This window comes from Ruegeria sp. YS9, assembly GCF_024628725.1.
GTDB classification, from domain to species: domain Bacteria; phylum Pseudomonadota; class Alphaproteobacteria; order Rhodobacterales; family Rhodobacteraceae; genus Ruegeria; species Ruegeria atlantica_C.
This window is the reverse complement of record NZ_CP102410.1, coordinates 603788-626679: the sequence shown is the minus strand read 5'-3', so window position 1 is coordinate 626679 and position 22892 is coordinate 603788. Positions and strand designations below refer to the sequence as shown.

The following is a 22892-nucleotide window of genomic DNA, read 5'->3' as shown; positions in this document are numbered from 1 at the left end:
GTTCAGCAGCAATTCCCGAGCAATTACGGATCAGTTTCTTCCCGCTCTGGTTCGTCCCGTTCGGGTTCCTCAGGTTCCGGTTCTTCCCGTTCGGGTTCCTCTTGTTCGGGTTCTTCCCGTTCAGGTTCTTCCTGCTCTGGTTCTTCTCTGTCGGGCTCCTCCTGCTCTGGTTCTTCCCGTTCGGGTTCTGCATGGTCCGGCTCTTCTCTTTCCGGGTCATTGTTCGCGGAAGGCGAAGGTTCAGTGACCGTATTCTGCGCTTCGCGTTGCTGAGGAGGCGCTCTACCGGCTTCCGACCGGTCCACCTCGACACGCCGTATGGGCGCTCCATCACCTGAACACCCTTCAACCCGTACCTGCAAAGGGGGCAGCAGCCCGTCCTGGGACTGAACGAATGGAAACCCGCTTTTCAGCGCTTGATCGTATTGGGCCTGATCGGCAGGCCGTCCGACACCTCCGTCTCCGCTTGTTGCGAACATGCTGCATTGACGTCCCGAGGATCTGCACGCGCCCTGACTGCCACACATGCGGACCGTACCTTGCAGGACAAGCATCGCGCTTTGTTTCTCCGACACGATCCACATATCGAAGGTGGTACCGCGCACGGCCATTGTCGCCGACGGAGTCCTGATCGAGTAGGCTCTCTTTCGGCTTTTCCCGGAAATAAACCGAAAACTGCCACCCAAGGCCTGAACGGCAAAGCTCTTGGCTTTGCGGTTATTTCGCAGCATGGACACATCCAGCACCATGCGTGCGTTGGGGCCGATGGCAATCTTGGTGTCATCCACAAAAACAATTTGAATCACGCCGGTCCGATCCGTGCTGAGCGCGTCGCCGGACGCAACCTCCATTCCTGAGTAAACAGGTTGTGCTTTTCCCGCGCGAACGACTTGGGCGCCTTGTTGGACGCTGATGATTTTTCCAATGTCGGCGATGGTCTGCGACGGTATGGCCACGGCAACGCAAAGAACCATTACAATCTTTAACAACGACAAACTCGAACCCCTTCCCCCAATGGGTTTTGACGCACGGAAACCGCGCTGTGCTCGACGCTTGCCTCTCAAAAAACGTATTATTATCTTTTATATGCATTAAAAACGTAGACAAATATGCTTATTTTTCGCGCTCTTAGCAAGAATTATGTGAAAACGACGTTCAAAAGTCGCTTTGGGCGCGCTTCTGTGAAGGCTTGATCGGGCGCAGTTTCGCACGTTTACTGCGGGTTAAGCATCTGTTTGGAAAAAGAGCGACTTTTCAAAACTGAACCGACATCAACTTGCTGGTTGTCCTGATGCGCAGTGCAACCTTGGGCGCAGTTGAAATTCCAATTGCGCAACGTATGTCTTGCCATGAACGTACGTATATCAATCCGCGCTGAAGGCCGTTTTGCTTTGCCACCCTACGCGGCTCTTTAATGTGACATGTCCCTCGGGTAGAAACGCAGTTGGGCAAGCTGACGGTCGCTGCCCGATTGTTCCAGCGCTGCAACACGGAGTCTGTTCATGCTGTTTCGTCGCATTATGGTCGCGGCCATGTTTTCTGGCTGTTTGCTGTCCACAGCGTCTGCACAATCCCAGGCCGAATCCTCTGCCCGGCTCTTCGTGGAACTGAACTCGGCCGAGGATGTTGCCAGCGCGTGCAGGTTGACGTTTCTGGTCAAGAATGAAACCGGGCAGCCGATCGACGGCGCCGTGTTCGAAACCGTCATTTTCGACACCGAAGGTAGTGTGTTGAACCTTTCTCTGTTTGATTTTCGCGATTTGCCCGCCGACCGGCCCCGGGTGCGCCAGTTCGATCTTCCCAACAGAACATGTGACACAGTTGGGCAAGCCTTGATCAACGGCGCTAACTCCTGCGTCGTGGATGGTTCCGAAAGTGACATATGCGACAGCACCCTGACGCTGAGCAGCAGGGTGGAAATGGGGTTGTTGGGATGAATCCTCTAGCCGCACTTCGTGAGATATTTGAACTCGGCGGGCCGGTGGTGGCGATATTGATCGCCATGTCGGTTTTGACGCTGGCTGTCACTCTCTACAAGCTCTGGCAATTTGCCGCCTGCGGCGTCGGGCGGCACAGGGTGCTGTCTGAAGCTTTGGCAGCGTGGGACGCAGGAGATCACAGTACGGCACGCGCCAGGCTGGCGGACAGCAGCAGCTATCTTGCCCCTATTGTGGGCGCGGCGATGAACGCATCTGGTGTTCACGGGGCCGATGACCGGCTGGATGCCGAAGCGGGTCTGGCGCTCGCCGGGCTGGAACGCGGTTTTCGCTTGCTGGACACCGTGGCGCAGCTGGCGCCGTTGCTGGGTCTTTTCGGTACGGTTCTGGGAATGATCAGCGCTTTCCAAAGCTTGCAAACCGCTGGATCATCGGTTGATCCGTCACTTTTGGCCGGCGGTATCTGGGTGGCCCTGATCACCACCGCTGTGGGTCTGGCTGTTGCAATGCCAACATCGATGGTTTTGTCCTGGCTTGAAAGTCGAACCGCGCGCGAGCGTGTTTTTGCAGACAAGGCTTTGCGTACGGTTCTGGTTCCCGGTCATTCCATCCAAAGCACAGAGGCGGCCGCACAGGTCCCGGTCGCCCCAGAACATGCGTAACACTGCGCCTTTTGTGCGGCGGCGCATGTCGATGACGCCCCTAATCGACGTGATCTTTCTGCTTTTACTGTTTTTCATGCTGTCCTCAACGTTTTCTCGATTCAGCGAGATCGAGTTGAGCAGCGCCGCCACAGGCGGGAATGCTGATGCTACGCCGCCCGAGCGCCTTTTCGTGCAACTTGGCCCCTCACGTGTTGCCCTGAATGGCCAACCCCTGTCGCTTGAGGAATTGTTCAACCAGGTCAAAGCCGGTCAGGTGCTGGTAAGCCTTGATCCCGGGACAACTGCGCAACGTCTTGTGGACCTGCTTGTCCCGTTGCGCGGGCGCGAAGGTTTGACGGTCAGGGTGTTGGAGTGAGGCAATGATCCGCTATATCCGGCCCGGTCGAAATCGTGATTCCACCATTCCGCTGATCAACGTCGTCTTTCTGATCCTGATCTTTTTTCTGATTGCGGGTACGATTGCACCGCGGTTGGATCCCGATCTGGATTTGGTGAATACTGCGGATCTTGAAGGCCGCGAGCCGCCGGATGCGCTTGTTCTTCATCGGGACGGAACGCTGAGTTTTCGGGGCAATCCGATCGAGGCCGAAGCTTTCATGGCCGCGCATGAATCGGGACCCGTGCGGATCGTACCTGACAGGGATGCGTCGGCCTCTCGATTGATGGAAGTCACCAGCAGTCTGCGCCGGTTGGGTGCGCCAACCGTTTTTCTGGTGACCGAACAGGCCCTCGAATGATCAGGCGGTCCGTTTTTGTTGCAATCATTGCAATTTCGATTTCCGTACTGGTGCATTTGATCGGCCTGATTGTCACGGTGCCAGAGTTGTCGGATCCGGCTTCCGGGGAAACCGGTACCGACACAATCGAACTCAGCAACGCGTTTGAAGAGTTGGCCGATACCAGGATTGAACCCGTACCGCCTGCGCCGGATGAACCGCCAACCCCTCCGGTGGAACCGCCAACCCAGCCGCAGGAGGCAGAAGTTCCGACAAGTGATGCCCGCGTGGCCTCGCCGAATCCGCAAGAGACTTTCACGCCCGATACCGGGGATTCAACGATTATCCAGCCGAGGGCGCCGGATGAGGTTGTCGTGGACCCTGTAGACCAGAACCTGGAGGACGAAGGCGAAGCCGCCGAAGCTGAAGGCGCTGTGTCGGCAAGGCCCGAAGCGTTGGCCGAAACACCCGAGGTGCCGAAGGAAGAGGCGGTTGCTCCGGTTGAGCCTTCTTCTGCCGAAGAACCGGTGTCCGAGGAACAGCAACAGATTGCCGCGTTACCGGTCGAGGTGGCTCCTATTGTTCCGGAAAACACGTCCCCACTTGAACCTGTAATACCAGAAGAAGCGTCGGAACCTCTGGATGACGACGCCGAACTGACCGTACCCGATGCAAGCGTGGACGGATCCGAACAGGCCGTAGCCACGTCATTGCGGCCTCGCCTTCCAGACCGACGCCCGCAACCCACCCTGCGGGGTGCGTTGGATCCGTCAAGCAACTTTGACGCTTTGAGATTTCCGGAGCAGACGATTGAATCACCGCTGGCGACGTATCAAAGAGAGGGTGTCGACGCCTTCCGACAAAACCGGGGCGGCACCCGTTCAGGCGGGCGGGGGCCGGGAAATTCGGACACCACGAACTATGCGGGTCAGGTTCTTGTTCATCTGAACAGGGCGCCAATCGTTTACGTTGCCGGTCGTGGCTATGCGCGGGTGTTTTTCCAGATTGACCCGGATGGTTCATTGGCTTGGGTTGATGTCGTCGAAAGCTCTGGCTCGCCGGAAATAGAGCGCGCAGCCAAAGAACAGGTTCGAACCGCCGCACCTTTCCCGCGCCCGCCTGGGGGCGTCAGCCGGAAGCTTTCATTTTACTATCAGATAAGATGATCCGACGAGTCTTGTCAGGTGAACACGATTAGCGATCTCCCTAAGGGCTTTCGCCGAATTCCCTGATTGCGCGGGTTTGCAGCTCTCAGATTAAAAAAACCCTTTGGCCAATAGAATGTGATATAAGAAAATGGGAATATAATAATGGCGCGATGAAATTCGCCCTCACAACTGAGTATTCCTGAACTGGGAGGTCACTTTGTTTCGGAAATCTGCTTGCATAATCTCACTCGTATTGGTCCCTGCTGTTGTTGGTGCCGACGCCGTACCCAGCGAAGATGCTGCCGAGGGATTGTTTTCTGATCAGCCCTATTCCCCTTACGCCCAACGCACATTTCCTGAACGCCCATTATGGGGGGACACTCACCTTCACACCGGGCTTTCGCTGGATGCGGGTGCTTTCGGGAACACCTTGCTGCCGGATGAGGCGTGGCGTTTCGCCAAGGGGGAACAGGTCATTTCTTCGACAGGTCAGCCTGTGAGACTGTCACGACCATTGGATTGGATGGTTCTTACGGATCACACGGACCTGATGGGGTTCGCGCCGGATTTGCAGGCTGGCAAACCGGGCGTTCTTTCTGATCCCAAAGGACTGGAGTGGTACGAGGGGTACAAGGCCGGCGGGGAAGAAGCCGGTAAAGCGGCTTTCGACATCATCACCAATTTTTCGCAAATGACACTGCCGGAAATCCTGCTGGAATCCTACAGCCCCGGTGCCGATGCGTTTGCCTTTACCTGGGAAAGCATCGTTCTGGCGGCAGAGCGGCACAATGACCCCGGCACCTTTACCGCTTTCATCGGTTTTGAATGGACCTCGGTACCGAAAGGGTTCAACTTGCACCGCAATGTCATGCTGCGCGATGGGCCAATCAGGGCGCTTCAAATGGTGCCGCCGGTCACGCAACCGCCCTACGGTGATACGGATCCAAAGGCGCTTTATGCCTGGCTTGAAGAGTATCAGGAAAAAACGGGGGGGCGTGCAGTTGCCTTTGCCCATAACGGGAACCTGTCGAATGGGTGGATGTTCCCGACCGAAGACACGTATCACGGCGGCAAGGTTGACGAGGATTATGTCGCGGACCGCGCAAAATGGGAGCCCCATTACGAAGTCACCCAGATAAAGGGCGACGGTGAAGCGCATCCTTTCCTGAGCCCGGATGACGAATTTGCCGATTACGAGAACTGGGACGTCGGCAATCTGGACATAACCGAGTTGAAAACCGATGACATGCTGGCCGGAGAATACGCCCGAGAGGCATTGAAACGCGGCTTGATGCTGGAAGAAAAGTTTGGTGTGAACCCCTATAAATTCGGCATGGGGGGTGCGACGGACAGCCATACCTCTCTGGCCACGGCCGAAGAAGACAATTTCTTTGGAAAATCCGTCAGCGTCGAGCCCTCAGCTTCGCGTATCAAACATCCGTTCATAGCCAATGACCTTGGTGAAATTCCCGGCGATTTGCTTGTCGCCTCCGGATACACGGCCGTCTGGGCTACCGAGAATACACGCGCGGCGATCTTTGACGCGTTCAAGCGCCGCGAAACCTATGCAACGACGGGGCCAAGGATTGGTCTGCGGTTCTTTGGCGGATGGGATTTCAGTGAAGCAGATGTTGAAACCCGTTTTCTGGCCAATGTTGGCTATACCAAAGGCGTGCCAATGGGTTCGGACCTGCGCCCGCGCGAGGGTGAGGCTGCGCCAAGCTTCCTGATCGCCGCTCTGCGCGACCCGGTTGGTGCCAATCTGGACCGTGTTCAAGTGATAAAGGGATGGCTCGATTCTGAAGGTGCCTTGCAGGAAAAGGTCTACGACGTGGCATGGTCGGATAACCGCGAGGTCGATCAAAACGGCAAAGTCCCTGCGGTTGGAAACACGGTGGACGTGGAGACTGCCAGCTGGACCAACACAATCGGAACGGCCGAACTTGTCACCGTATGGTCAGACCCGGATTTCGATCCGAATGCGCGTGCGTTTTACTACGTCCGCGCCATCGAAATTCCAACGCCGCGTTGGATCCTGTACGACAAGTTGAGATACGGTATCGAATTGCCCGAAGATGCAGTGCTTACGCATCAGGAACGCGCCTATTCGTCCCCGATCTGGTACACCCCGGCAGAGTGATCCGTTCTGCGATTGGAACACAAGCCGAGTCAATGACCTTACCTCGGTGCGTCCTCCGCGTTACTGTAACACGCGGAGGGCATCATCATGCAAAACCCGACCCGATGACGCCAACATTTGAACAAACAATCTGGCCACGTTTCACGCAGGAGGCTTGATGCGAGTACTGAAAGAACCTCTGCTCCATTTTTTTTTGATTGGGGCGGCAATTTTTGTTTGGTTCCATATTATAGCGCCGGAAAGCGAGAACGTTGAAGATATTGAGAAAATAACACTCGACGAGGATGACGTTGCGCTTTTGTCCGCTCGTTTCGAAGCGCAGTGGAAACGCCCGCCAAGCGACGCAGAACTGAAGGCGTTGGTCGATGCATCCATTCGTGAAGAGGTTCTGGTCAGGGAGGCAAGAAAGCTTGGTCTGGATCGCGGAGATCCCTTGATAAGGACCCGGCTGAGCCAAAAAATGGATTATCTGACCGAAGCCATTGCCACTTCCATCGTTCCGAATGATGAAGATCTGGAGGTTTTTCTTCAGGAAAACGCGGAACGCTATGCAACGCCTGTCATGGTGGCCTTCCATCAGGTCTTTCTTGGAGAAAAGCCCGGAGAGGCCGAAATCGAGAATGCGCTGGCCACCCTGCGCGCCAAGCAAGACGTTTCCGATCTGGGCGGTTCAACCTTGCTGCCGGCGTCAATGCCCTTGTCCGCGACGCGGGTTATCGAGTCGGTCTTCGGAGGAGGGTTTTCGAAAGGCATCACAGAGGTCGAAACAGGTCGGTGGACGGGGCCGATCCAGTCGGGTTACGGTATCCACCTTGTTCAGGTCGTCGCTATCGAGCCCAGTCAAACACCTCCTTTGGCTGAAATCCACGACGCGGTGCTGCGGGATTGGCGTCGGGAAATGAGTGAAGCTCTGGCGCAAGCGCAATACGACACGCTTGCCGAAAACTACGAGATTGTGGCCCCCGATCTTTCAGGCCCTGCCAAATGAGAGTTTTGGTCTGCTTCCTGTTTGCGCTGCTGTTCGTGTGGCCTGCAAATTTCGCCGCTGCGCACGCGCTTGATCCGGGATATCTGGAAATTCGTCAAATCGCCTCTGACACCTGGAGCGTTCATTGGCGAAAGCCGGATGTGAATGGCCAACCGATGGCGATTGACGCCATATTGCCAGATGGCTGCACACCTGCGCGTGGCCCTGATGCCGTTTCCGACGGTCGAGGGTGGGTTTCGTCTTGGATCGTCGAGTGCGACGCGGATATCACGGGTCAACCCATTGCCATTGAAGGCCTTGAGACTCAGAGAAATGACGTGCTGGCGCGTGTGCATCCCCTCGATGCCCAACCTGCAACGCTTCGTTTTACCCCGGACGCCAATGTCCAAATCTTACCTTCTGAACAGTCGACATGGTCAGTGTTTGCCGCGTATTCCCAGTTGGGTTTCGAGCACATACTGGAAGGCTGGGATCACCTTCTGTTTGTCTTTGCGCTGTTTGTTCTGGTCCGTGATCCGTGGAAACTTGTCGGAGCCGTAACAGCGTTTACACTTGCGCATTCAATAACACTGGCGCTGGCAACGATTGGCGTTTTGAATGTTCCCGGACCACCGGTCGAGGCCGTTATCGCACTGTCCATCGTGTTTCTGGCGATGGAGATTGTCAAAGGCGGTGAAGGACGGTTCCGGCTTTCAAGGCAGAAACCCTGGATCGTCTGTTTCGGGTTCGGGCTTTTGCATGGCCTTGGATTTGCTGGGGCTTTGGCTGACATTGGATTGCCATCTGACGACATTCCCGCGGCATTGCTGGCCTTCAACCTCGGTGTTGAAGCCGGGCAGTTGAGCTTTATTGCTGCTTTGACTTTGCTTCTGGCGACCTGGCGGCTGGTTGCACTTCCAGCTGGTAGAAATGCCACGGTCTTGACCGCGTATGGGATCGGGTCAGTGTCAATGTACTGGCTGATTGAACGCGTCAGCGGGTTTTGAAGCGCGGCAAAGTCGCGAGAGTTGAGCAAGACATTGTGGATCATGACGGCGCATGTGCCTGAAAAGGCATGCGGCCCGAACCTGGCCAGCTGAGCTTTTGCGCCGTTTCGGATTTTCTTCCATGAAAGACCAAGGTTACAAACAGCACAAAGCCTATGGTTTTCAATCGACAGTGGCCGATGGCAATTCGCCGAAACACTTTCTGTAATCTTGTGAGAACTGCCCGATACGCCAAAAGCCATATCGGTTTTCAGCGTCAGAAATTGACATTTCATTACCTTGCTCTGCAAGCAGGCTGCGAACCCTGTTAAGGCGGAGCCTTGTGTAATAAGCCTTTGGGCCGTTTGTGAGAAGCACATTTGTTCTGTCATGCCGACGCCGTATTGGGCCATTCGGCCTTCAACAGCCGTGCAAAGATCATCACATGCGTGACCAAAAGTACGGGCACAAAGAATGTGGGAATGAACCAAGTGGGGCCAAAGTGGTCAATTGCCTCGGCTTGGCGCAAGGCGTTCACCAGATCGACAGTTCCAAGGATGTTGAAACCCCACACCAACGGAAGGGTGGCCATTGATCTCCATCGCAAAGCGATAAGCGCCGCGATTGCCAGAAACGCCGAGAGCAAATCGCCGTAGCTGGCGCTGGTTGCAAACGCCTCGGGCAACCCTCCGTTGTTGAGATTTGGTACCATGAAGCTCATTCCGATGTGTCGGAAAGCATGCGGCAGCAGCAGGATTGAGAGCGCCGCCGCCGCCGACAGCCGTGCAAGCCAGGGTGCAACGTACCACGCCGCAATGAGGGCAACGACAAAGAGACTCATCGCGAACTGAAGAAGGAATATCACTGTGGGGGTCATCTGATCGGTCCTTTCGACATGTGTCTGTTGACGTGAATTCGGGGGCAGACGTTCACCCTCGACCAGCAATTCGTTTTACGCTCGCCTCAGCCCGCATTGCCCCTAGCGAAACGGCCGGAGCAATCTCGTGGGCTGTTCCAGTGGCGACATCATAAAGCAAGGCCGAGACTGTGATTGCGTCAGGCACCTCCGGTGCTGCCGCCAGGCGCTTGATGTCTGCCGAAAGGTCGCTTTCGTGGTTCGTGATTGCGTTTTCGGATACGTCGATCCCAAGCTTTTTTTGCAGCGCGTCCTGAAGGTCCGGATTGGACAGCCGCTCGGCTCCACATTGTGTGTGCTGCATCAGGATGACGTTGAACCCCTGTTCGCGGCCCTCCGTCATAGCGCTCACCAGAAAGGCGAGGGTGGCGATTTCTTCGATTGCGGCGCGTGTAACCCGTCCGCCATTGTTTCGGATCACAACCGCGTCGCCAAGCTCCAGTCCGAGGATGTGCGCGGGATCGACCCGGGCATCGCCGCAGGTTAGAACAACTGTTCGCAGTTTTGGCAGGATCGGCAGGCCGGCACTGTCAAAGCCCGCAGAGAATTCTTTGTTTCGAGTGATGAGTTCGTCTTGAACGTTCATAAAAAGGTCCTTTCGTCTTGGAGGGTAAACCTTCGTCGTATGCTGCGTTAGGCAACGCGCATCGGTGCGGCTTGTACGTCCTTGGGTTGGTGTTTTTCCGTCCAGGCCGCATCGTCCTGGCAGTAAGAAGCGGATGAGAGCTGCACGTAGTCTCGCTGCTTCTGAGCGTGATCAAGATCGAAGGCGCGTGTCGTGAGGATCTTCAGAAAGCTGCCGATCGCACCAATGCTGCCGGACAGGCTGCGTGCCAGGCCCGGTTGATCTGCTATCTTGCGCCGTACGATGCTTTCAAAAGCTTCAGGCTCGTGCCCGCAGACTTGAAACACGTCCTCGGTCGGGGCGTTTACCGCGAAGGCGCCTCGCCTGTACTCCTCTGAATAGATTGCAAGTTGGGTGACTGCCGCTTCCGAATAGTTTGCTGGGCGCAGGGCCTTCAGGGCTTTGACCATCATTCGTTCGGAAATATCGACATAGCGTACCCGCCGCCCCAGCGCGCGGCCCATTGCTTCGGCGATTTCGTTGGGCGACAGCAGCGTTGGACCCGTGGGGCGGTAGGTTTTGCCTGCATGGTGTGCCGGGTCCGTCAAGGCACCGACCGTCACACGGGCAATGTCTTCGTTCGAGGGGGCAGCATTCTTCTTCAGGCCGCCGTCGCCAAGCGGCATTGAGAACTGCCCAAGATGGGCCGCCATGCCCAGCATCATCAGGTAGTTTTCAGCAAACCAGCCGACATTGACCGTTGTCACCGACATCTCCGGGCGCATGCCGATCAGGATGTTGCCCAGGTAGATTTCGCGTGTAAACAGTGATGGGTGATCTGCACTCGAAAGCCATTGGCTTAGTGTAACGACGTGCTCGACCTTTGCTTCGTAAGCTGCAGCTGTGAAGACCGCGTTGAAGTGGAGCCCATTGGGTGCCGTCGGAGCGCATTGATAGGCCCGCTGCACGCCTTTCATCGCCGAGCGCATGTCGCTCAGGGAATACTGGTCGCCCACGAATAGTTCAGCGCCCGCGCGTTCGAGAATCTCAGAGCGATGATCCCTCTGCCGTATGAACGCACGGACAGGATAGGCTTTGGCTCTGAGCTGAAGCGCGACTTGCAGCCCGGTCTTGCCGCTTGCGCTGGTGACGAGGATCTTGGGCTTGGCAGGCACGGGCATACTCCTTTAGATGATGCTTGCAATCTATAATTTAGATGATACATATAATCTTAACTGTCAACCCTGTCTGGGAGCGCGAAAATGCCGAGAATGTCGGAAGCGGAAAAAAGGCGCAGTCACAACAGGATACTGGATGCTGCTGCACAGTTGTTCCGCGAACGCGGGGTCGAAGCGACAAGCGTCGCTGACGTCATGAAGGCAGCCGGAATGACACATGGCGGTTTCTACCGGCACTTCGAGTCGAAAGAGGATTTGATCGCGGCATCCTTCCGGCACGCAGTCGATGATGTCGTTTCAGGAATGGAACGCGAGGAATCCAGCGAAGGGCGAGGGAAGGAACGTCAGGACTACATAGCCAAGTACCTATCCCAATCTCATGTGCAGGACAGTCGACATGGATGCCCGCTTGCGGCAATGGGAGCCGAGCTTGCCCGTACCAGGGGCGCTGCCCGGCACGCGGGTGCGCAGGCGTCTGATCGCATGGCAGCCCTTTTGCAGGACACGCCGGAAACCGGCTCGGATCAAGGCATAGCCGCAATGGCGCTCTTGATGGGTACGATTATCCTGGCCCGTTTGACGGAAAACGAAAAGGAGGCGGACCGAACGCTGGAGGCAGGACGCACTGCTATAAAACTGCTGCAAGATCATTGGCCAAAAGATAAGCTCTAGGGTCAGGACCCATTGATTTAGGATTGAAGTTCTGAATCACTGCCGCCCAAAAGGGAGCGGTGACATGAGTGATTTGTTTTGGCTGACCGATGCGCAGATGACGCGGCATCTGGGCGTCACTTAACCAAAAAAGATCAGACGTTTGCCTAAATCAATCGCAAGTAACTGCAATCTGTGAACTCCTTCTGCTTGCTACATCCGCCGAAGACCATCGGCTTGGGTGCAAGGGGCGTCCATTCCATAAGATGAGATAGGTCAAAGCGTTAAGCGTTTGATCCAGAGGATCAAACGCGGCGCATGACCGGAACCAAGCAGAGCCACGATCTGATAAGCGAAGCAGGACAGCGTGGACTTTTGGTACAGGTAGGAGGACCTCTGGGCGATCTGTCCAACTACGATGTTGGAACGGAAGCAGAGGTCAAGATGCGTATGGCAGAGGCGCTTGATCTGGGTATTGCAGAACCACATTGGCAAAACGCGCGTGACGGCGTGGCCGATATCGTTGCCGCACTTGGCGCGCTGTGTGCGACGATCTGCAAAATAGCCCACAACATCAATCTGCTTTCGTCCAGCGACATCGGTGAGGTGTGCGAATGCCATGAAAACTGCAAGGGTGCGTCATCTTCAATGCATCACAAGCGTAACCAGCGGGCCAGTGAATTTGCCGAAGCCGTCGCAAGGCCTGGGCGCCAAAGATCGGAGCAGATCGGAGAACTGACCTTGCATCAACATGAGCGCTCTGGCGGTGTCTGGGTTGGCGAATGGCTTGTCGTTCCGGAGGTGTTTTTGTTGTCGTCCGGCGCTTTGTCATGGGCAAAGCGGATGTTGTCTGAATTGAGCGTCAACGAAGACCGGATGGAACAGAAACTTCAATGAGGTAGCTGAAAACGCAAGTTGAACACTGGATGACGCTCTTTGTATGGCGGCACAGGCGAGAAGCGCTCAAAGTGTCATTCCGCGGGTTTCGCATTTGTTTTGGCAGAGATCAACTTATTATTGTCATTATTGACAATAAAACTCCGTCCGCTTACATCTCCATAAACATCACAGCTCATGGTGATCGGATGCGGTTGTTGAAGTACACGTCGATGACAGCTTGTTTTGATATTGCAAACAGCTCTTTTGCCCAATCCTCGGATAACGCTCCATTTCAGGTTGCCGTTGAAGGCCTGGGAAACCAAAACGGAGCGGTCATTGTGGCCGGCTTCAGTAAAGCTGACGCATTTGAGGCAATGGGCGCAACCAATGCGGCAACGACGGCTCAGATACCGGCATTCAGCTCACAGGCCGCCGTCACGTTTCATGATTTGCCACCGGGAGACGACGCTTTTGCCGCTGTTTACGATGAGGACATGGATGGTGACCTGAACATGAAAAGCCAGGTCCCGACCGAGGGCTATGCCTTTGCGGCCATGGGCCGCGACGGCCGACCTCCGGAATTCAAGGATGCTGCTGTCTCAGCCGGTGGCACCGCTCAGTCGTCATTGCGGCTGAAGTATTGGGACTAGGACAATGGGACGCCCTTCAAACCGCGATGAGCGCTATGGTCAGGTCATGGAGGCGTTTGTGCGCTGTGTCGCACGGATGGGCCTGGATGGTGCCACCTTGAGTGCGATTGCAAAAGAGGCGGGGCTGACCCGCCCACTGATCCGTCACCATCTTGGCAACCGGGATGAGATGATCGTGGCCTTGCAGGATTACGTGTTGGACCAGTTCAACAGTGCCGCGAACGAATTGGTTGCCGCCTTGCCGGACTCAGATTCCGCGCATGTCTTGGTGAACCACCTATTCTCCGATCAGTCAGACTCGTCACCCGATCTGGTCCTGGCATTTGCGGCCCTCACGGCTCGAGCCAGTGAGGATGGCGAGCTCAGGGCAAACTGCCGGGCTTCGATCCTTGGATTTGAAGCGCAGGTTGCTGAGGTTTTGCAGCGGAACTATCCCAAGGCCCCACAGATGGACACCCAACAGGCAGCGCATGGCATAGTGGCGCTTTACTTCAACACGGCATCGCTTGCTGCTTTGGAAATGCCGACAGAGTGGGTGAACCGGTCGAAGGCGATGGCAGTTTCACTATGTGAAAATCTGGCAGACCCAGCATGAAACGCATCCAAATCGCAAACTACACCATGTTCGCCTTGCTGATGATTTCAATTCTGCTGGGCTATCAATTTCTCTGGGGTCTGTTGTTTCTGTACTGGACCGTCATTGGCATTTCGTCTGGACAAGCTTTCTTGTTGACAGATGTCTACCGGGCGACTGAGCCGGTCCTGTTCTGGTGTATCCAGGTCACCTGGATTGTGTTGGGTTTTTTCCTGCTGCTGGGCGACTTCTTTCCATCGTTGGCCTAACTTCCCTGAGGAGGAATGCACCCAATGGCAAACATGCTCCATCTGTTGCCGGCCGAAGCTTACACCCGTCAGGACTGGTTTGATCGTGATCAGCGGGACATCTTTTCCAATACATGGCGCCATGCCGGGTTCATGGAAGATATCACCGAGCCGGGCCAATACATCACCGTGCAGGCTGGGCTGCGGCCAACGCTCATGGGATAGGTCTTGGTCAGGCGCAGCTTCTTGTCGGGGTCGATGATGAACGCCGACCGTACCGCGGCGGTTTCGGATTCCGCTGGGTGGATCATCTCGGACAGTTTGGCGATCTTCAGATCAGGGTCGGCCACGATGGGAAAGGTCAGGGTCGTGTGCTGCGTGTCGTTGACGTCTTCGATCCAGCGCGGGTGTTCGGTGACGGTGTCGGTGCTCAGACCGATGGGTTTCACGCCACGTTCGGCAAACTCGTCGGCCAGCTGCGCAGTGCGGCCCATTTCGGTGGTGCAGACCGGGGTAAAGTCGGCAGGAAGGCTGAAAAAGAACGCCCAGTCCTCGCCGATCCAGTGATGGAAGGAAATTGGACCGGTCGTGGTGTCGGCTTGGAAATCGGGAACAACGTCTCCAAGAAGCAGGGTCATTGGTCTTCCTTTCGGTCTTTCGGGTTCTGTTTCATCGGCTCAGGTCGTTCCGCGCCGCATCCCGGTCAGTGATAAAACCACCGAACTTGCAAAAAACTTACATCTTGAATAGAGTTTTTTGAAAGAGACGTGCATGAAACTCACATCCTATTCCAATTTTGCCCTGCGTTCGTTGCAGTTGGCGGCGCTCAAGGCGCCGAATCGCATCCGCGTAGACGATGTCGTGCGCGTGCACGGGCTGGCCCGACCACATATCGTGAAGATCGTGCACGAACTGGGCCGTGCCGGTTATCTGGAAACCACGCGGGGTCGGGGTGGTGGGTTCCGGCTGGCCAAACCGGCCGAGGACATCGTCATCGGCGATGTCATTCGCCTGACCGAAGGGCCACTGGACGTGGTCGAGTGTTTCAATCCAGAAAAAAACACGTGCCCGCTGATCGGAATATGCAAGCTGTCCCAGGCGATTCAAAAAGCGACCCGGGCGTTCATGGTGGTGCTCGATGATCTGACGTTGGCTGACATCGCCGCAAACCGGGCTGAGTTGCTGAACCGCATCGCGCCGATCGAGGAGGGCATCGTGGCACCCATGCGCAAGGCAAGATGACGATCACCGACTGGACCGAGCGTTTCCACGGCACCAGCCGTCTTCCCAAACCGGTACGGGAAAGGTTGCGGGCAGCCGCCCGAATCCTGCGTTTCCCCAAGGGCACCCAGGTATTCGGGCCCGACCATGTGCCCGACAGCCTGCTTTTTCTGTATGACGGCCGGGTTCGGGTCTCTCAAAGGTCAGATTCCGGGCGCGAGATTGTGCTGTATCGGGTCGAGGCCGGTGAAAGCTGTGTGCTGACCACGGCCTGCATGTTGGCCGAAGAGGCTTATAATGCCGAAGGTATCGCCGAGACCGATGTCGTTGCCGTGGTTCTGCCGAAGCTCTCGTTTGATCGTCTGGCCTCGGAAGAGGATGCCTTTCGCCAGTTTGTCTTCGAGGCCTATTCGCGCCGATTGATCGATCTGTTGCGGGTGGTGGATGATGTGGCCTTCGGGCATCTGGACGTGCGCCTGGCCGAGCGTCTTCTTGATTTGGCCGAGGGGGGCGATGAAATCCAGGCCACCCACCAACAGCTTGCCAGCGAACTGGGTACCGCGCGCGAAGTCATCACGCGGGTTTTGCAGGATTTCCAGAAGCGCGAGATGATCACCCAATCGCGCGGACGGATCACTTTGACCGACAAGTCTGCATTGGAAAAACAGGCGCAGAGCGCCTGAAAATTTCCAAAGGGTTGCGGGTTTCGTGACTTTGTCACTGAACTGTTGTCATGAAAGTTATATCTGCTCTTCAACTTTAGATTCGCGCCCGAGGCGCCGAAGCCCTGAACAGAAGCCCGGTTGCGGACGGACCAAAACCCAGGAGAGTGAAATGGATGACCGCAAAAACGTCCCGAAGCTCGGCGGTGTTGCCGTTGCGGCGGTCGGTACGCTCGGCGCCTGTTTCCTGTGGCCCCATGCATACGGCCACAAGCTTGGAAAGGCCGGCGCGTCGACGCGGCGTCGCCACGGAGCGGATGAGAAAGGCCATGACGACGTGAACAAGCCGGGATTGCGCGGCCGGTATGCGACGCCCGAGGAAAGCGCCGAACCGGCGGCGAGGGTCCGCAACTTCGATACCATCACGCGAAATGTCGAAAACCTGCCGGACGGCATCCGTACCGTCACCCGGTCATCGGATCCCCGGGTCATGGAGGCCGTTCACGAAATGATGATGACGCGCGGTTAACAGAGGCTGGACCCGCGCCCAAGAGGAGGCACGAATATGAACGATCAGAAGACCATTGACACGCACAACCAGAAGATGGCGGACGCGATTGCGACGCCGATAGCGAACTATCCTGTTGACCAGAGCGTCAAGCCCGAGGTTCAGGGGTTCTATGACGAGGCGACGGCGACGATCAGCTATATCGTCAAGGACCCGACGTCGAACGCCTGCGCGATCATCGACAGCGTGATGGACATCGACTATGCGGCCGGCCGGATCACGTTCGACCATGCCGACCTGCTGATCGCCGAGATCGAAAAGCAGGGTCTGAAGCTGGAATGGATCATCGAAACCCATGCGCATGCGGATCATTTGTCGGCGGCGCCCTACATCCAGCAAAAGCTGGGCGGCAAGATCGGCATCGGCGAGAACATCAAGATCGTGCAGGAGGTGTTCGGCAAGATCTTCAACGAAGGCACCGAGTTCCAGCGCGACGGCAGCCAGTTCGATGCGCTGTTCACCGACGGCATGACCTACAAGATCGGCAACATGACCGCCTTTGCCATGCACACGCCGGGCCATACGCCGGCCTGCATGGTGCATGTGATGGGCGATGCGGCTTTCGTGGGTGACACGCTGTTCATGCCCGATGGCGGTTCGGCCCGGGCCGACTTTCCGGGCGGGGATGCGGGGACACTTTATGACTCGATCCAGAAGGTGCTGAGCCTGCCGGACGAAACCCGCCTGTTCATGTGCCATGACTATGGCCCCAACGGTCGCGACATCCGCTGGGAAACCACCGTGGCCGAGGAGAAGGCACACAACATCCACGTGGGCGGCGGCAAGTCGCGAGAAGAGTTCATCAAGATGCGCACGGAGCGTGATGCGACGCTGGCGATGCCGACGCTGATCATCCCGTCGATCCAGGTCAACATCCGCGCCGGAGACATCCCGACGGATCAGGACGGCAACCAGATGCTGAAGGTTCCGGTCAACAAGCTTTGATCGCGGGAGGCGACAATGGAAATCAGGAAAATATCAGACGCACTGTCGGTCTCGCCGCAGATCACGCCGGACGACCTTGCCGCCATCAAGGCGGCGGGGTTCCGGGCCATCATCTGCAACCGGCCCGATGGCGAAGGGGCCGACCAGCCCAGCTTTGACGAGATTGAGGCGGCGGCCCGAAAACATGGCCTTGAGGCACGCTATGTCCCGGTGCAGAGCGGGATGGTCAAGGATGATGACGCGCAGGCCTTTGGCGGTGCCCTGACCGAGTTGCCGGGCCCGGTTTTGGCCTATTGCCGTACGGGGACGCGGTCGGCCACGTTGTGGTCGCTGCACGAGGCGGCGCAGGGCCGCCCTCTGCCCGAGATCCTGGCGGCGACCAAGTCCGCCGGATATGACATGAGCGGCGTGGCCCGCCGTATTGCCAATGGCGGCAAGACCCCGACCGACACGGGGGATGCGTCCTTTGACGTGGTGATCGTGGGCGGCGGGGCCGGCGGCATCGCCACTGCGGCCAGCCTCCATGCGCGCAAATCCGACTTGTCGATCGCCATTATCGACCCGTCCGACGTGCATTATTATCAGCCCGGCTGGACCCTTGTGGGCGGCGGCGTGTTCACGCCCGAGCAGACGGCCAAGACGATGGGCTCGCTGATCCCGCGCGGGGTAAAGTGGATCAAGGCCGCCGTGGCCGCGTTCGAGCCGCAGAACAACGCGGTGATCCTGGATGGCTGCCGGGTGGTCAAATACGACCGTCTGGTGGTGTCTCCGGGGCTCAAGCTGGACTGGGGCGCGGTCGAGGGGCTGGAGGAAACGCTGGGCCGCAACGGCGTGACCTCGAATTATCGCTATGACCTGGCACCTTATACCTGGCAGCTTGTCCAGGACCTGAAGGAAGGCCGGGCGCTGTTCACCCAGCCGCCGATGCCGATCAAATGCGCCGGCGCGCCGCAGAAGGCGATGTATCTGTCGGGCGATGCGTGGGTTCGGCGGGGCGTTCTGAAGGATGTCGACATCCAGTTCATGAACGCGGGTGGCGTGCTGTTCGGGGTCAAGGACTATGTCCCGGCGCTGATGGACTACGTCAAGAAGTACGACGCCACGCTGAACTTCTTCCACAATCTGGTTTCGGTGGACGGGCCCGCGAAAACTGCCACGCTCCGGGTGACCAAGCCCGACGCCGAGCCCGAGCAGGTGACGGTCGAGTTCGACATGATGCATGTCTGCCCGCCGCAGGTGGCGCCGGACTTCGTCCGGGTCTCGCCGCTGGCGGATACGGCGGGGTGGGTCGATGTCGATCAGACGACGCTGCGGCACAAGAGCTATGACAACATCTGGTCGCTGGGCGATGTGATGAACGCCCCGAACGCGAAAACCGCGGCCGCCGCGCGCAAGCAGGCGCCGACCGTGGCCGACAACATCGTGGCGGATATCGAAGGGCGCTCGCCGGTCGCTGCTTATGACGGCTATGGCTCGTGCCCTTTGACGGTGGAACGCGGCAAGATCGTGCTGGCCGAATTCGGGTATGGCGGTGTCCTGAAGCCCAGTTTTCCGAAATTCCTGATCGACGGCACCAGACCCAGCCGCGCGGCCTGGTTCCTGAAAGAAAAGCTGCTGCCGCCGGTCTATTGGTCGGCGATGCTGAAGGGCAAGGAATGGATGGCCAAGCCCGAGGCACTGAAGGTGGCAGCCGAATAAGAAACCTGACCTCCTCGAAACCGACGCCGGTGACACCGGCGCAAGTTCTGGCCTGTCTCTCCCGGATGTCAGGCCATGATCTGGCGGTCAGAGCCTCCTCGCTCTGACCGCCGCCTTTTCAGGACATGGACCCATGCAGAGCCTACTGAATTACTTCCCGATTCTTGATTGGGGTCGCCGATACGACCGCAATGCGCTGTCGAATGACCTGGTCGCGGCGGTGATCGTGACGATCATGCTGATCCCGCAATCGCTGGCCTATGCGCTGCTGGCGGGGCTGCCGCCCGAGGCGGGGATCTATGCCTCGATCGTGCCGATCATCCTCTATGCGATCTTCGGCACCAGCCGGGCGCTGGCGGTGGGTCCGGTGGCGGTGGTGTCGCTGCTGACCGCATCGGCCGTGGGGCAGGTGGCCGAGCAGGGCACAGCCGGCTATGCGGTTGCGGCGCTGACGCTGGCCTTCCTGTCGGGCGGCTTTCTTGTTCTGCTGGGCGTGTTCCGGCTGGGTTTTCTGGCCAACTTTCTCAGCCATCCGGTGATCGCGGGCTTCATCACCGCCTCGGGCATCCTGATCGCAACCAGCCAGCTGAAACACATTCTGGGGGTCAGCGCGCATGGGCATACCCTGCCGGAAATGCTGGGTTCGATCCTGGCGCATCTGGATCAGACCAACCCGATCACGGTGGTGATCGGCGTGCTGGCCACGGCGTTCCTGTTCTGGGTGCGCAAGAACCTCAAGCCGGCGCTGCGGCGCATGGGGGTTCCGCCGCTGCTGGCGGATGTGCTGACGAAGGCCGGGCCGGTGGCGGCGGTGGTGGCGACCACCTTGTCCGTCTGGGCCTTCGGGCTGGACGCGCGCGGCGTCAAGATCGTGGGCGAGGTGCCCCAGAGCCTGCCGCCGCTGACCCTGCCGGGGCTGTCCTCGGACCTGATCGGCGCGCTGTTGGTTCCCGCCATACTGATCTCGATCATCGGCTTCGTCGAAAGCATCTCGGTGGCGCAGACGCTGGCCGCCAAGAAACGCCAGCGTATCGACCCCGATCAGGAATTGATCGGCCTGGGCGCGGCCAATCTGGGCGCCGCATTCACCGGGGGATACCCCGTCACGGGGGGGTTCGCACGATCGGTAGTCAATTTCGATGCAGGCGCCGAAACGCCCGCGGCCGGTGCCTTCACTGCCATCGGGTTGGCGATTGCGGCGCTGTTCCTGACCCCTCTGGTCTATTTCCTGCCCAAGGCGACGCTGGCCGCGACGATCATCGTGGCGGTGCTCAGCCTGGTGGACCTGTCGATCCTGAAAAAGACCTGGGGCTATTCGCGCGCGGATTTCACCGCCGTCGCCGCCACCATCGCCCTGACCCTGCTGGCCGGGGTCGAGACCGGCGTGGCCAGCGGCGTGGCGATCTCGATCCTGCTGCACCTGTACAAGACCTCGCGCCCGCATGTGGCCGAGGTGGGGCTGGTGCCGGGCACCCAGCATTTCCGCAACATCAAGCGCCACAAGGTCGAGACCGACCCCACGCTGGTGACGCTGCGGGTGGATGAAAGCCTGTACTTCGTGAACGCCCGCTTCCTCGAAGACCTGATCCAGTCGCGCGTGACCGAGGGCTGCGAGATCCGCAACGTGGTGCTGATGTTCTCGGCGGTGAACGAGGTCGACTTCTCGGCGCTCGAAAGCCTCGAGGCGATCAATCATCGCCTGCGCGACATGGGCGTCGGCCTGCATCTGAGCGAGGTCAAAGGCCCGGTCATGGACCGGCTGAAACAGTCCCATTTCCTCGATGACCTGAACGGACAGGTCTTCCTGTCACAATATGACGCGTGGAAAACACTGACCGAACACGAACGGGTGTGCGTGGCGGAATAGTCCTGTCAGATCAGTTCTTCATGGGCCTTCCGTGCGATGGTTTCGATGACCTGGCGACCGGAGCGGCCCACCATGGAGTATTCCCATCGCCCGTCCTGCCAGAACACGATGCCCAAGTCGCCGTCGCGCCGGTATTGAAACGAGGTTTGAGCCGGGTCCGTGGTCAAATTGGCAAACAGGCTGAGGCGGTCGCCGGATTCGTTTTCATACAGGAAGAACGCCGCCGGGCCGTGGCCCAGCGGCAGCAGCCGCCCGCCGATCAGCCGGTAACCGGTGTCCCCCAACTCCGGTGCGATCACCGACGCGCCCAGCCGGTTGCTGAGCCAGGTTTGCAGATGATCGCGCTGATCGGCGAACACCTCGACCGGGTGCAGAACCTCGGGTGAATACAGGGCGTGTGCCGCCGCCGCCTGAACCGGTGCTTGCGCCATCAATGTCACGGGCGTGGCAGAATCCCGCGACAGGAACAGGCCACTGCCCAGACCCAAGGCAAAGATCGCCACCGCTGCGGCCAGCCGTCCGAACCCCGCGTGACTGGTGCCCCCGCGCGCCCCGCGCATCAGCCGGCCCAGTTGCGCGGGATCGGGCTGCGGCACCGAGGCGCGCACCATCTCCGCCTGCCGGATCATCTCCGCCAGCCGCGCGCGGTCGGTGGGATGCGCGACCAGATGGCGGTTCAGGCGGTCCTTCTGAGATGGCGTCAACTGGCCGTCGACAGCGGCCTGCATCAGGGTTTCAATGGTCGGTTCGGTCGTCATTTCACGCTCCGCAATCGTGATTTGCCCGCCTGTTCTTCCGGGGCTTGCAGCCTTGTCCTGGCCCGGGACAACCGAGACATGACGGTGCCCTGCGGGACACCCAGAAATCGGGCGGTCTCGGCATAGGTCAGCCCCGCGATGGTGACAGCCAGCAGAACAAGTTTCTGATCCTCCGGCAAGGCGTCGATCCGGCGCCAAAGCCAGCGCAGTTCCAACCGCTCTTCGGAGGTGGCCTCGGGCGAGACCAGTTGATCCAACGCCCGAGGATCGGTTTCGGGACGGGTCGCGGCGCGCCTCCGGTCATTGCGATGGCAATTGAGCAGGATTTTCATCGCCCAGGGCTTGACCGGGTGGCCCGGCCATCTGAGCCCCTTTTTCCGGATCGCGCGCAAAACCGCATCCTGCACCAGATCGTCGGCCTGGTCGCGATTCCGGGTCAGTGAAAACGCAAATCGCCACAGATCGGGCAGGGCGTCTTCGAGTTGCTGGTCGAATGTCCGTGTCATCGTCTAAGTCAAAGGCGGCCCGGTCGGACCGCCCCCTTGCGCCGCAATCAGGGCCGCGCGGTATGCCACACGCCCTTGACGCCGTCGCCGGTCATGTCTCCGGGTTGTTTGTCCTTGATCCACAGGTACAGCGGTTGTCCCTTGTAGGCGACCTGCATCGTGCCATCGTCGCGCTGGATCAACGAATAGTTCTTGGGCAGGTCGGTTCCCGCGGCTGCGGTCAGGGGCGGCCAGTTCACTGCGCATTGATCATAGCAGTTGGATTTGCCCGTTTCGTCCTTGTCGAACGTATAAAGGGTCATCTTGTTGGCATCCATCAAAATGGTCTGATCACCCAGTTTCCCGGTCAGGACCGGGGCATTGCCAGCGGCGGCGACGGTTGCAAGGGCGCATGCCATCAGGGTGGATGTGGTCAGCGCAAAAGAAGTGCGGGTCATTCGGGTGTTC

At 58.3% G+C, this 22892-nt stretch carries 28 protein-coding genes; 19 read left to right on the top strand and 9 right to left on the bottom strand.

From position 1 onward, the window contains the following. Positions 1-23: 23 nt before the first annotated feature. Positions 24-974 (bottom strand): FecR domain-containing protein, encoded by a 951-nt coding sequence (locus NOR97_RS19190; RefSeq protein WP_257601081.1) that lies wholly within the window; start codon positions 972-974, stop codon positions 24-26. 528 nt (positions 975-1502) lie between these two features. On the opposite strand from NOR97_RS19190, the gene NOR97_RS19185 reads away from it, so the two are divergent. The 8 genes from NOR97_RS19185 (at position 1503) to NOR97_RS19150 (ending at position 8580) form a co-directional block, all read left to right on the top strand. Continuing rightward, positions 1503-1937 (top strand): hypothetical protein, encoded by a 435-nt coding sequence (locus tag NOR97_RS19185; protein WP_257601080.1) that lies wholly within the window; start codon positions 1503-1505, stop codon positions 1935-1937. Beyond that, entirely contained in the window at positions 1934-2599 is a 666-nt protein-coding gene (locus tag NOR97_RS19180) for a MotA/TolQ/ExbB proton channel family protein (RefSeq protein WP_257601079.1), read from the top strand. Before NOR97_RS19185 ends, NOR97_RS19180 begins: the two co-directional genes overlap by 4 nt. Positions 2600-2630: 31 nt before the next feature. Further along, positions 2631-2957, top strand: coding sequence for a biopolymer transporter ExbD (locus NOR97_RS19175; protein WP_170345236.1), 327 nt, complete (start codon positions 2631-2633; stop codon positions 2955-2957). A gap of 4 nt (positions 2958-2961) precedes the next feature. Further along, on the top strand, positions 2962-3339 hold the full coding sequence (locus NOR97_RS19170) for a biopolymer transporter ExbD (protein ID WP_257601078.1): 378 nt from the start codon (positions 2962-2964) through the stop codon (positions 3337-3339). Beyond that, entirely contained in the window at positions 3336-4484 is a 1149-nt protein-coding gene (locus NOR97_RS19165; protein ID WP_257601077.1) for an energy transducer TonB, read from the top strand. Before NOR97_RS19170 ends, NOR97_RS19165 begins: the two co-directional genes overlap by 4 nt. 199 nt (positions 4485-4683) lie before the next feature. After that, the gene (locus NOR97_RS19160; protein WP_257601076.1) at positions 4684-6606 is read left to right on the top strand and encodes a DUF3604 domain-containing protein; all 1923 of its coding nucleotides are present in this window, start codon (positions 4684-4686) and stop codon (positions 6604-6606) included. A 157-nt stretch (positions 6607-6763) separates the two neighbouring features. Then, positions 6764-7594, top strand: coding sequence for a peptidylprolyl isomerase (locus tag NOR97_RS19155; protein ID WP_257601075.1), 831 nt, complete (start codon positions 6764-6766; stop codon positions 7592-7594). Then, positions 7591-8580, top strand: coding sequence for a HupE/UreJ family protein (locus tag NOR97_RS19150; RefSeq protein WP_257601074.1), 990 nt, complete (start codon positions 7591-7593; stop codon positions 8578-8580). Before NOR97_RS19155 ends, NOR97_RS19150 begins: the two co-directional genes overlap by 4 nt. A gap of 162 nt (positions 8581-8742) precedes the next feature. Here NOR97_RS19150 and NOR97_RS21245 read toward each other — a convergent pair whose 3' ends face one another. Genes NOR97_RS21245 through NOR97_RS19135 form a run of 4 tightly spaced genes read right to left on the bottom strand, consistent with a single transcriptional unit; the run spans position 8743 to position 11215 of the window. Then, positions 8743-8937 carry a helix-turn-helix domain-containing protein gene (locus NOR97_RS21245; protein WP_374041630.1) on the bottom strand — a complete coding sequence of 65 codons (195 nt, stop codon included), beginning with the start codon at positions 8935-8937 and terminating at the stop codon, positions 8743-8745. 10 nt (positions 8938-8947) lie between these two features. Continuing rightward, complete coding sequence (locus tag NOR97_RS19145; RefSeq protein WP_170345243.1) at positions 8948-9436, bottom strand: hypothetical protein; 489 nt, start codon at positions 9434-9436, stop codon at positions 8948-8950. Between the two features lie 52 nt (positions 9437-9488). Next, a complete protein-coding gene (locus tag NOR97_RS19140; RefSeq protein ID WP_170345244.1) occupies positions 9489-10061 on the bottom strand; it encodes a carbonic anhydrase in 573 nt (190 codons plus the stop codon). A gap of 47 nt (positions 10062-10108) precedes the next feature. Further along, positions 10109-11215 carry an NmrA family NAD(P)-binding protein gene (locus tag NOR97_RS19135; protein WP_257601073.1) on the bottom strand — a complete coding sequence of 369 codons (1107 nt, stop codon included), beginning with the start codon at positions 11213-11215 and terminating at the stop codon, positions 10109-10111. Positions 11216-11302: 87 nt separating this feature from the next. Between NOR97_RS19135 and NOR97_RS19130 the strand changes: the two genes are divergently transcribed. The 5 genes from NOR97_RS19130 to NOR97_RS19110 all read left to right on the top strand — a co-directional run bounded on the left by NOR97_RS19130 (position 11303) and on the right by NOR97_RS19110 (position 14241). Further along, positions 11303-11890 carry a TetR/AcrR family transcriptional regulator gene (locus tag NOR97_RS19130; RefSeq protein WP_257601072.1) on the top strand — a complete coding sequence of 196 codons (588 nt, stop codon included), beginning with the start codon at positions 11303-11305 and terminating at the stop codon, positions 11888-11890. Between the two features lie 297 nt (positions 11891-12187). Continuing rightward, a complete protein-coding gene (locus NOR97_RS19125; protein WP_257601071.1) occupies positions 12188-12766 on the top strand; it encodes a lyase family protein in 579 nt (192 codons plus the stop codon). Positions 12767-12795: 29 nt separating this feature from the next. After that, positions 12796-13398, top strand: coding sequence for a DUF2141 domain-containing protein (locus tag NOR97_RS19120; RefSeq protein ID WP_257601070.1), 603 nt, complete (start codon positions 12796-12798; stop codon positions 13396-13398). A 4-nt stretch (positions 13399-13402) separates the two neighbouring features. Continuing rightward, entirely contained in the window at positions 13403-13993 is a 591-nt protein-coding gene (locus NOR97_RS19115) for a TetR/AcrR family transcriptional regulator (RefSeq protein ID WP_257601069.1), read from the top strand. Continuing rightward, a complete protein-coding gene (locus NOR97_RS19110) occupies positions 13990-14241 on the top strand; it encodes a hypothetical protein (RefSeq protein WP_170345250.1) in 252 nt (83 codons plus the stop codon). The genes NOR97_RS19115 and NOR97_RS19110 overlap by 4 nt, the downstream gene beginning before the upstream one ends. A gap of 89 nt (positions 14242-14330) precedes the next feature. Here the strand turns inward: NOR97_RS19110 and NOR97_RS19105 are convergent, their stop codons facing one another. Then, the gene (locus NOR97_RS19105; protein ID WP_257601068.1) at positions 14331-14858 is read right to left on the bottom strand and encodes a redoxin domain-containing protein; all 528 of its coding nucleotides are present in this window, start codon (positions 14856-14858) and stop codon (positions 14331-14333) included. A gap of 133 nt (positions 14859-14991) precedes the next feature. On the opposite strand from NOR97_RS19105, the gene NOR97_RS19100 reads away from it, so the two are divergent. The 6 genes from NOR97_RS19100 to NOR97_RS19075 all read left to right on the top strand — a co-directional run bounded on the left by NOR97_RS19100 (position 14992) and on the right by NOR97_RS19075 (position 21181). Beyond that, on the top strand, positions 14992-15462 hold the full coding sequence (locus tag NOR97_RS19100) for an Rrf2 family transcriptional regulator (protein WP_257601067.1): 471 nt from the start codon (positions 14992-14994) through the stop codon (positions 15460-15462). Next, entirely contained in the window at positions 15459-16124 is a 666-nt protein-coding gene (locus NOR97_RS19095; RefSeq protein WP_257601066.1) for a Crp/Fnr family transcriptional regulator, read from the top strand. Before NOR97_RS19100 ends, NOR97_RS19095 begins: the two co-directional genes overlap by 4 nt. A gap of 151 nt (positions 16125-16275) precedes the next feature. Next, positions 16276-16632: a hypothetical protein gene (locus NOR97_RS19090; protein ID WP_257601064.1), complete on the top strand. Its 357-nt coding sequence runs from the start codon at positions 16276-16278 to the stop codon at positions 16630-16632. Positions 16633-16731: 99 nt separating this feature from the next. After that, positions 16732-17616 carry an MBL fold metallo-hydrolase gene (locus tag NOR97_RS19085; protein ID WP_257601397.1) on the top strand — a complete coding sequence of 295 codons (885 nt, stop codon included), beginning with the start codon at positions 16732-16734 and terminating at the stop codon, positions 17614-17616. Between the two features lie 15 nt (positions 17617-17631). Beyond that, positions 17632-19314 (top strand): TIGR01244 family sulfur transferase, encoded by a 1683-nt coding sequence (locus tag NOR97_RS19080; RefSeq protein ID WP_257601063.1) that lies wholly within the window; start codon positions 17632-17634, stop codon positions 19312-19314. Positions 19315-19447: 133 nt separating this feature from the next. Next, a complete protein-coding gene (locus NOR97_RS19075) occupies positions 19448-21181 on the top strand; it encodes a SulP family inorganic anion transporter (RefSeq protein ID WP_257601062.1) in 1734 nt (577 codons plus the stop codon). A 5-nt stretch (positions 21182-21186) separates the two neighbouring features. Here NOR97_RS19075 and NOR97_RS19070 read toward each other — a convergent pair whose 3' ends face one another. Genes NOR97_RS19070 through NOR97_RS19060 form a run of 3 tightly spaced genes read right to left on the bottom strand, consistent with a single transcriptional unit; the run spans position 21187 to position 22882 of the window. Beyond that, positions 21187-21939: an anti-sigma factor gene (locus NOR97_RS19070; RefSeq protein ID WP_257601061.1), complete on the bottom strand. Its 753-nt coding sequence runs from the start codon at positions 21937-21939 to the stop codon at positions 21187-21189. Next, positions 21936-22445 carry an RNA polymerase sigma factor gene (locus NOR97_RS19065; protein WP_170345257.1) on the bottom strand — a complete coding sequence of 170 codons (510 nt, stop codon included), beginning with the start codon at positions 22443-22445 and terminating at the stop codon, positions 21936-21938. Before NOR97_RS19065 ends, NOR97_RS19070 begins: the two co-directional genes overlap by 4 nt. A gap of 47 nt (positions 22446-22492) precedes the next feature. Beyond that, entirely contained in the window at positions 22493-22882 is a 390-nt protein-coding gene (locus NOR97_RS19060) for a hypothetical protein (protein WP_170345258.1), read from the bottom strand. Positions 22883-22892 lie beyond the last annotated feature (10 nt).

Bases quoted from the DNA above. Each gene is read 5' to 3' on its own strand.
- NOR97_RS19180 (WP_257601079.1), top strand. From the start codon at position 1,934: ATGAATCCTCTAGCCGCACTTCGTGAGATATTTGAACTCGGCGGGCCG.
- NOR97_RS19115 (WP_257601069.1), top strand. From the start codon at position 13,403: ATGGGACGCCCTTCAAACCGCGATGAGCGCTATGGTCAGGTCATGGAG.
- NOR97_RS19090 (WP_257601064.1), top strand. From the start codon at position 16,276: ATGGATGACCGCAAAAACGTCCCGAAGCTCGGCGGTGTTGCCGTTGCG.
- NOR97_RS19105 (WP_257601068.1), bottom strand. From the start codon at position 14,858: ATGACCCTGCTTCTTGGAGACGTTGTTCCCGATTTCCAAGCCGACACC.
- NOR97_RS19190 (WP_257601081.1), bottom strand. From the start codon at position 974: ATGGTTCTTTGCGTTGCCGTGGCCATACCGTCGCAGACCATCGCCGAC.
- NOR97_RS19075 (WP_257601062.1), top strand. From the start codon at position 19,448: ATGCAGAGCCTACTGAATTACTTCCCGATTCTTGATTGGGGTCGCCGA.
- NOR97_RS19125 (WP_257601071.1), top strand. From the start codon at position 12,188: ATGACCGGAACCAAGCAGAGCCACGATCTGATAAGCGAAGCAGGACAG.
- NOR97_RS19185 (WP_257601080.1), top strand. From the start codon at position 1,503: ATGCTGTTTCGTCGCATTATGGTCGCGGCCATGTTTTCTGGCTGTTTG.
- NOR97_RS19175 (WP_170345236.1), top strand. From the start codon at position 2,631: ATGACGCCCCTAATCGACGTGATCTTTCTGCTTTTACTGTTTTTCATG.
- NOR97_RS19060 (WP_170345258.1), bottom strand. From the start codon at position 22,882: ATGACCCGCACTTCTTTTGCGCTGACCACATCCACCCTGATGGCATGC.
- NOR97_RS19165 (WP_257601077.1), top strand. From the start codon at position 3,336: ATGATCAGGCGGTCCGTTTTTGTTGCAATCATTGCAATTTCGATTTCC.
- NOR97_RS19110 (WP_170345250.1), top strand. From the start codon at position 13,990: ATGAAACGCATCCAAATCGCAAACTACACCATGTTCGCCTTGCTGATG.
- NOR97_RS19145 (WP_170345243.1), bottom strand. From the start codon at position 9,436: ATGACCCCCACAGTGATATTCCTTCTTCAGTTCGCGATGAGTCTCTTT.
- NOR97_RS19140 (WP_170345244.1), bottom strand. From the start codon at position 10,061: ATGAACGTTCAAGACGAACTCATCACTCGAAACAAAGAATTCTCTGCG.
- NOR97_RS19095 (WP_257601066.1), top strand. From the start codon at position 15,459: ATGACGATCACCGACTGGACCGAGCGTTTCCACGGCACCAGCCGTCTT.
- NOR97_RS19150 (WP_257601074.1), top strand. From the start codon at position 7,591: ATGAGAGTTTTGGTCTGCTTCCTGTTTGCGCTGCTGTTCGTGTGGCCT.
- NOR97_RS19070 (WP_257601061.1), bottom strand. From the start codon at position 21,939: ATGACGACCGAACCGACCATTGAAACCCTGATGCAGGCCGCTGTCGAC.
- NOR97_RS19100 (WP_257601067.1), top strand. From the start codon at position 14,992: ATGAAACTCACATCCTATTCCAATTTTGCCCTGCGTTCGTTGCAGTTG.
- NOR97_RS19120 (WP_257601070.1), top strand. From the start codon at position 12,796: ATGACGCTCTTTGTATGGCGGCACAGGCGAGAAGCGCTCAAAGTGTCA.
- NOR97_RS19080 (WP_257601063.1), top strand. From the start codon at position 17,632: ATGGAAATCAGGAAAATATCAGACGCACTGTCGGTCTCGCCGCAGATC.
- NOR97_RS19170 (WP_257601078.1), top strand. From the start codon at position 2,962: ATGATCCGCTATATCCGGCCCGGTCGAAATCGTGATTCCACCATTCCG.
- NOR97_RS19155 (WP_257601075.1), top strand. From the start codon at position 6,764: ATGCGAGTACTGAAAGAACCTCTGCTCCATTTTTTTTTGATTGGGGCG.
- NOR97_RS19065 (WP_170345257.1), bottom strand. From the start codon at position 22,445: ATGACACGGACATTCGACCAGCAACTCGAAGACGCCCTGCCCGATCTG.
- NOR97_RS19130 (WP_257601072.1), top strand. From the start codon at position 11,303: ATGCCGAGAATGTCGGAAGCGGAAAAAAGGCGCAGTCACAACAGGATA.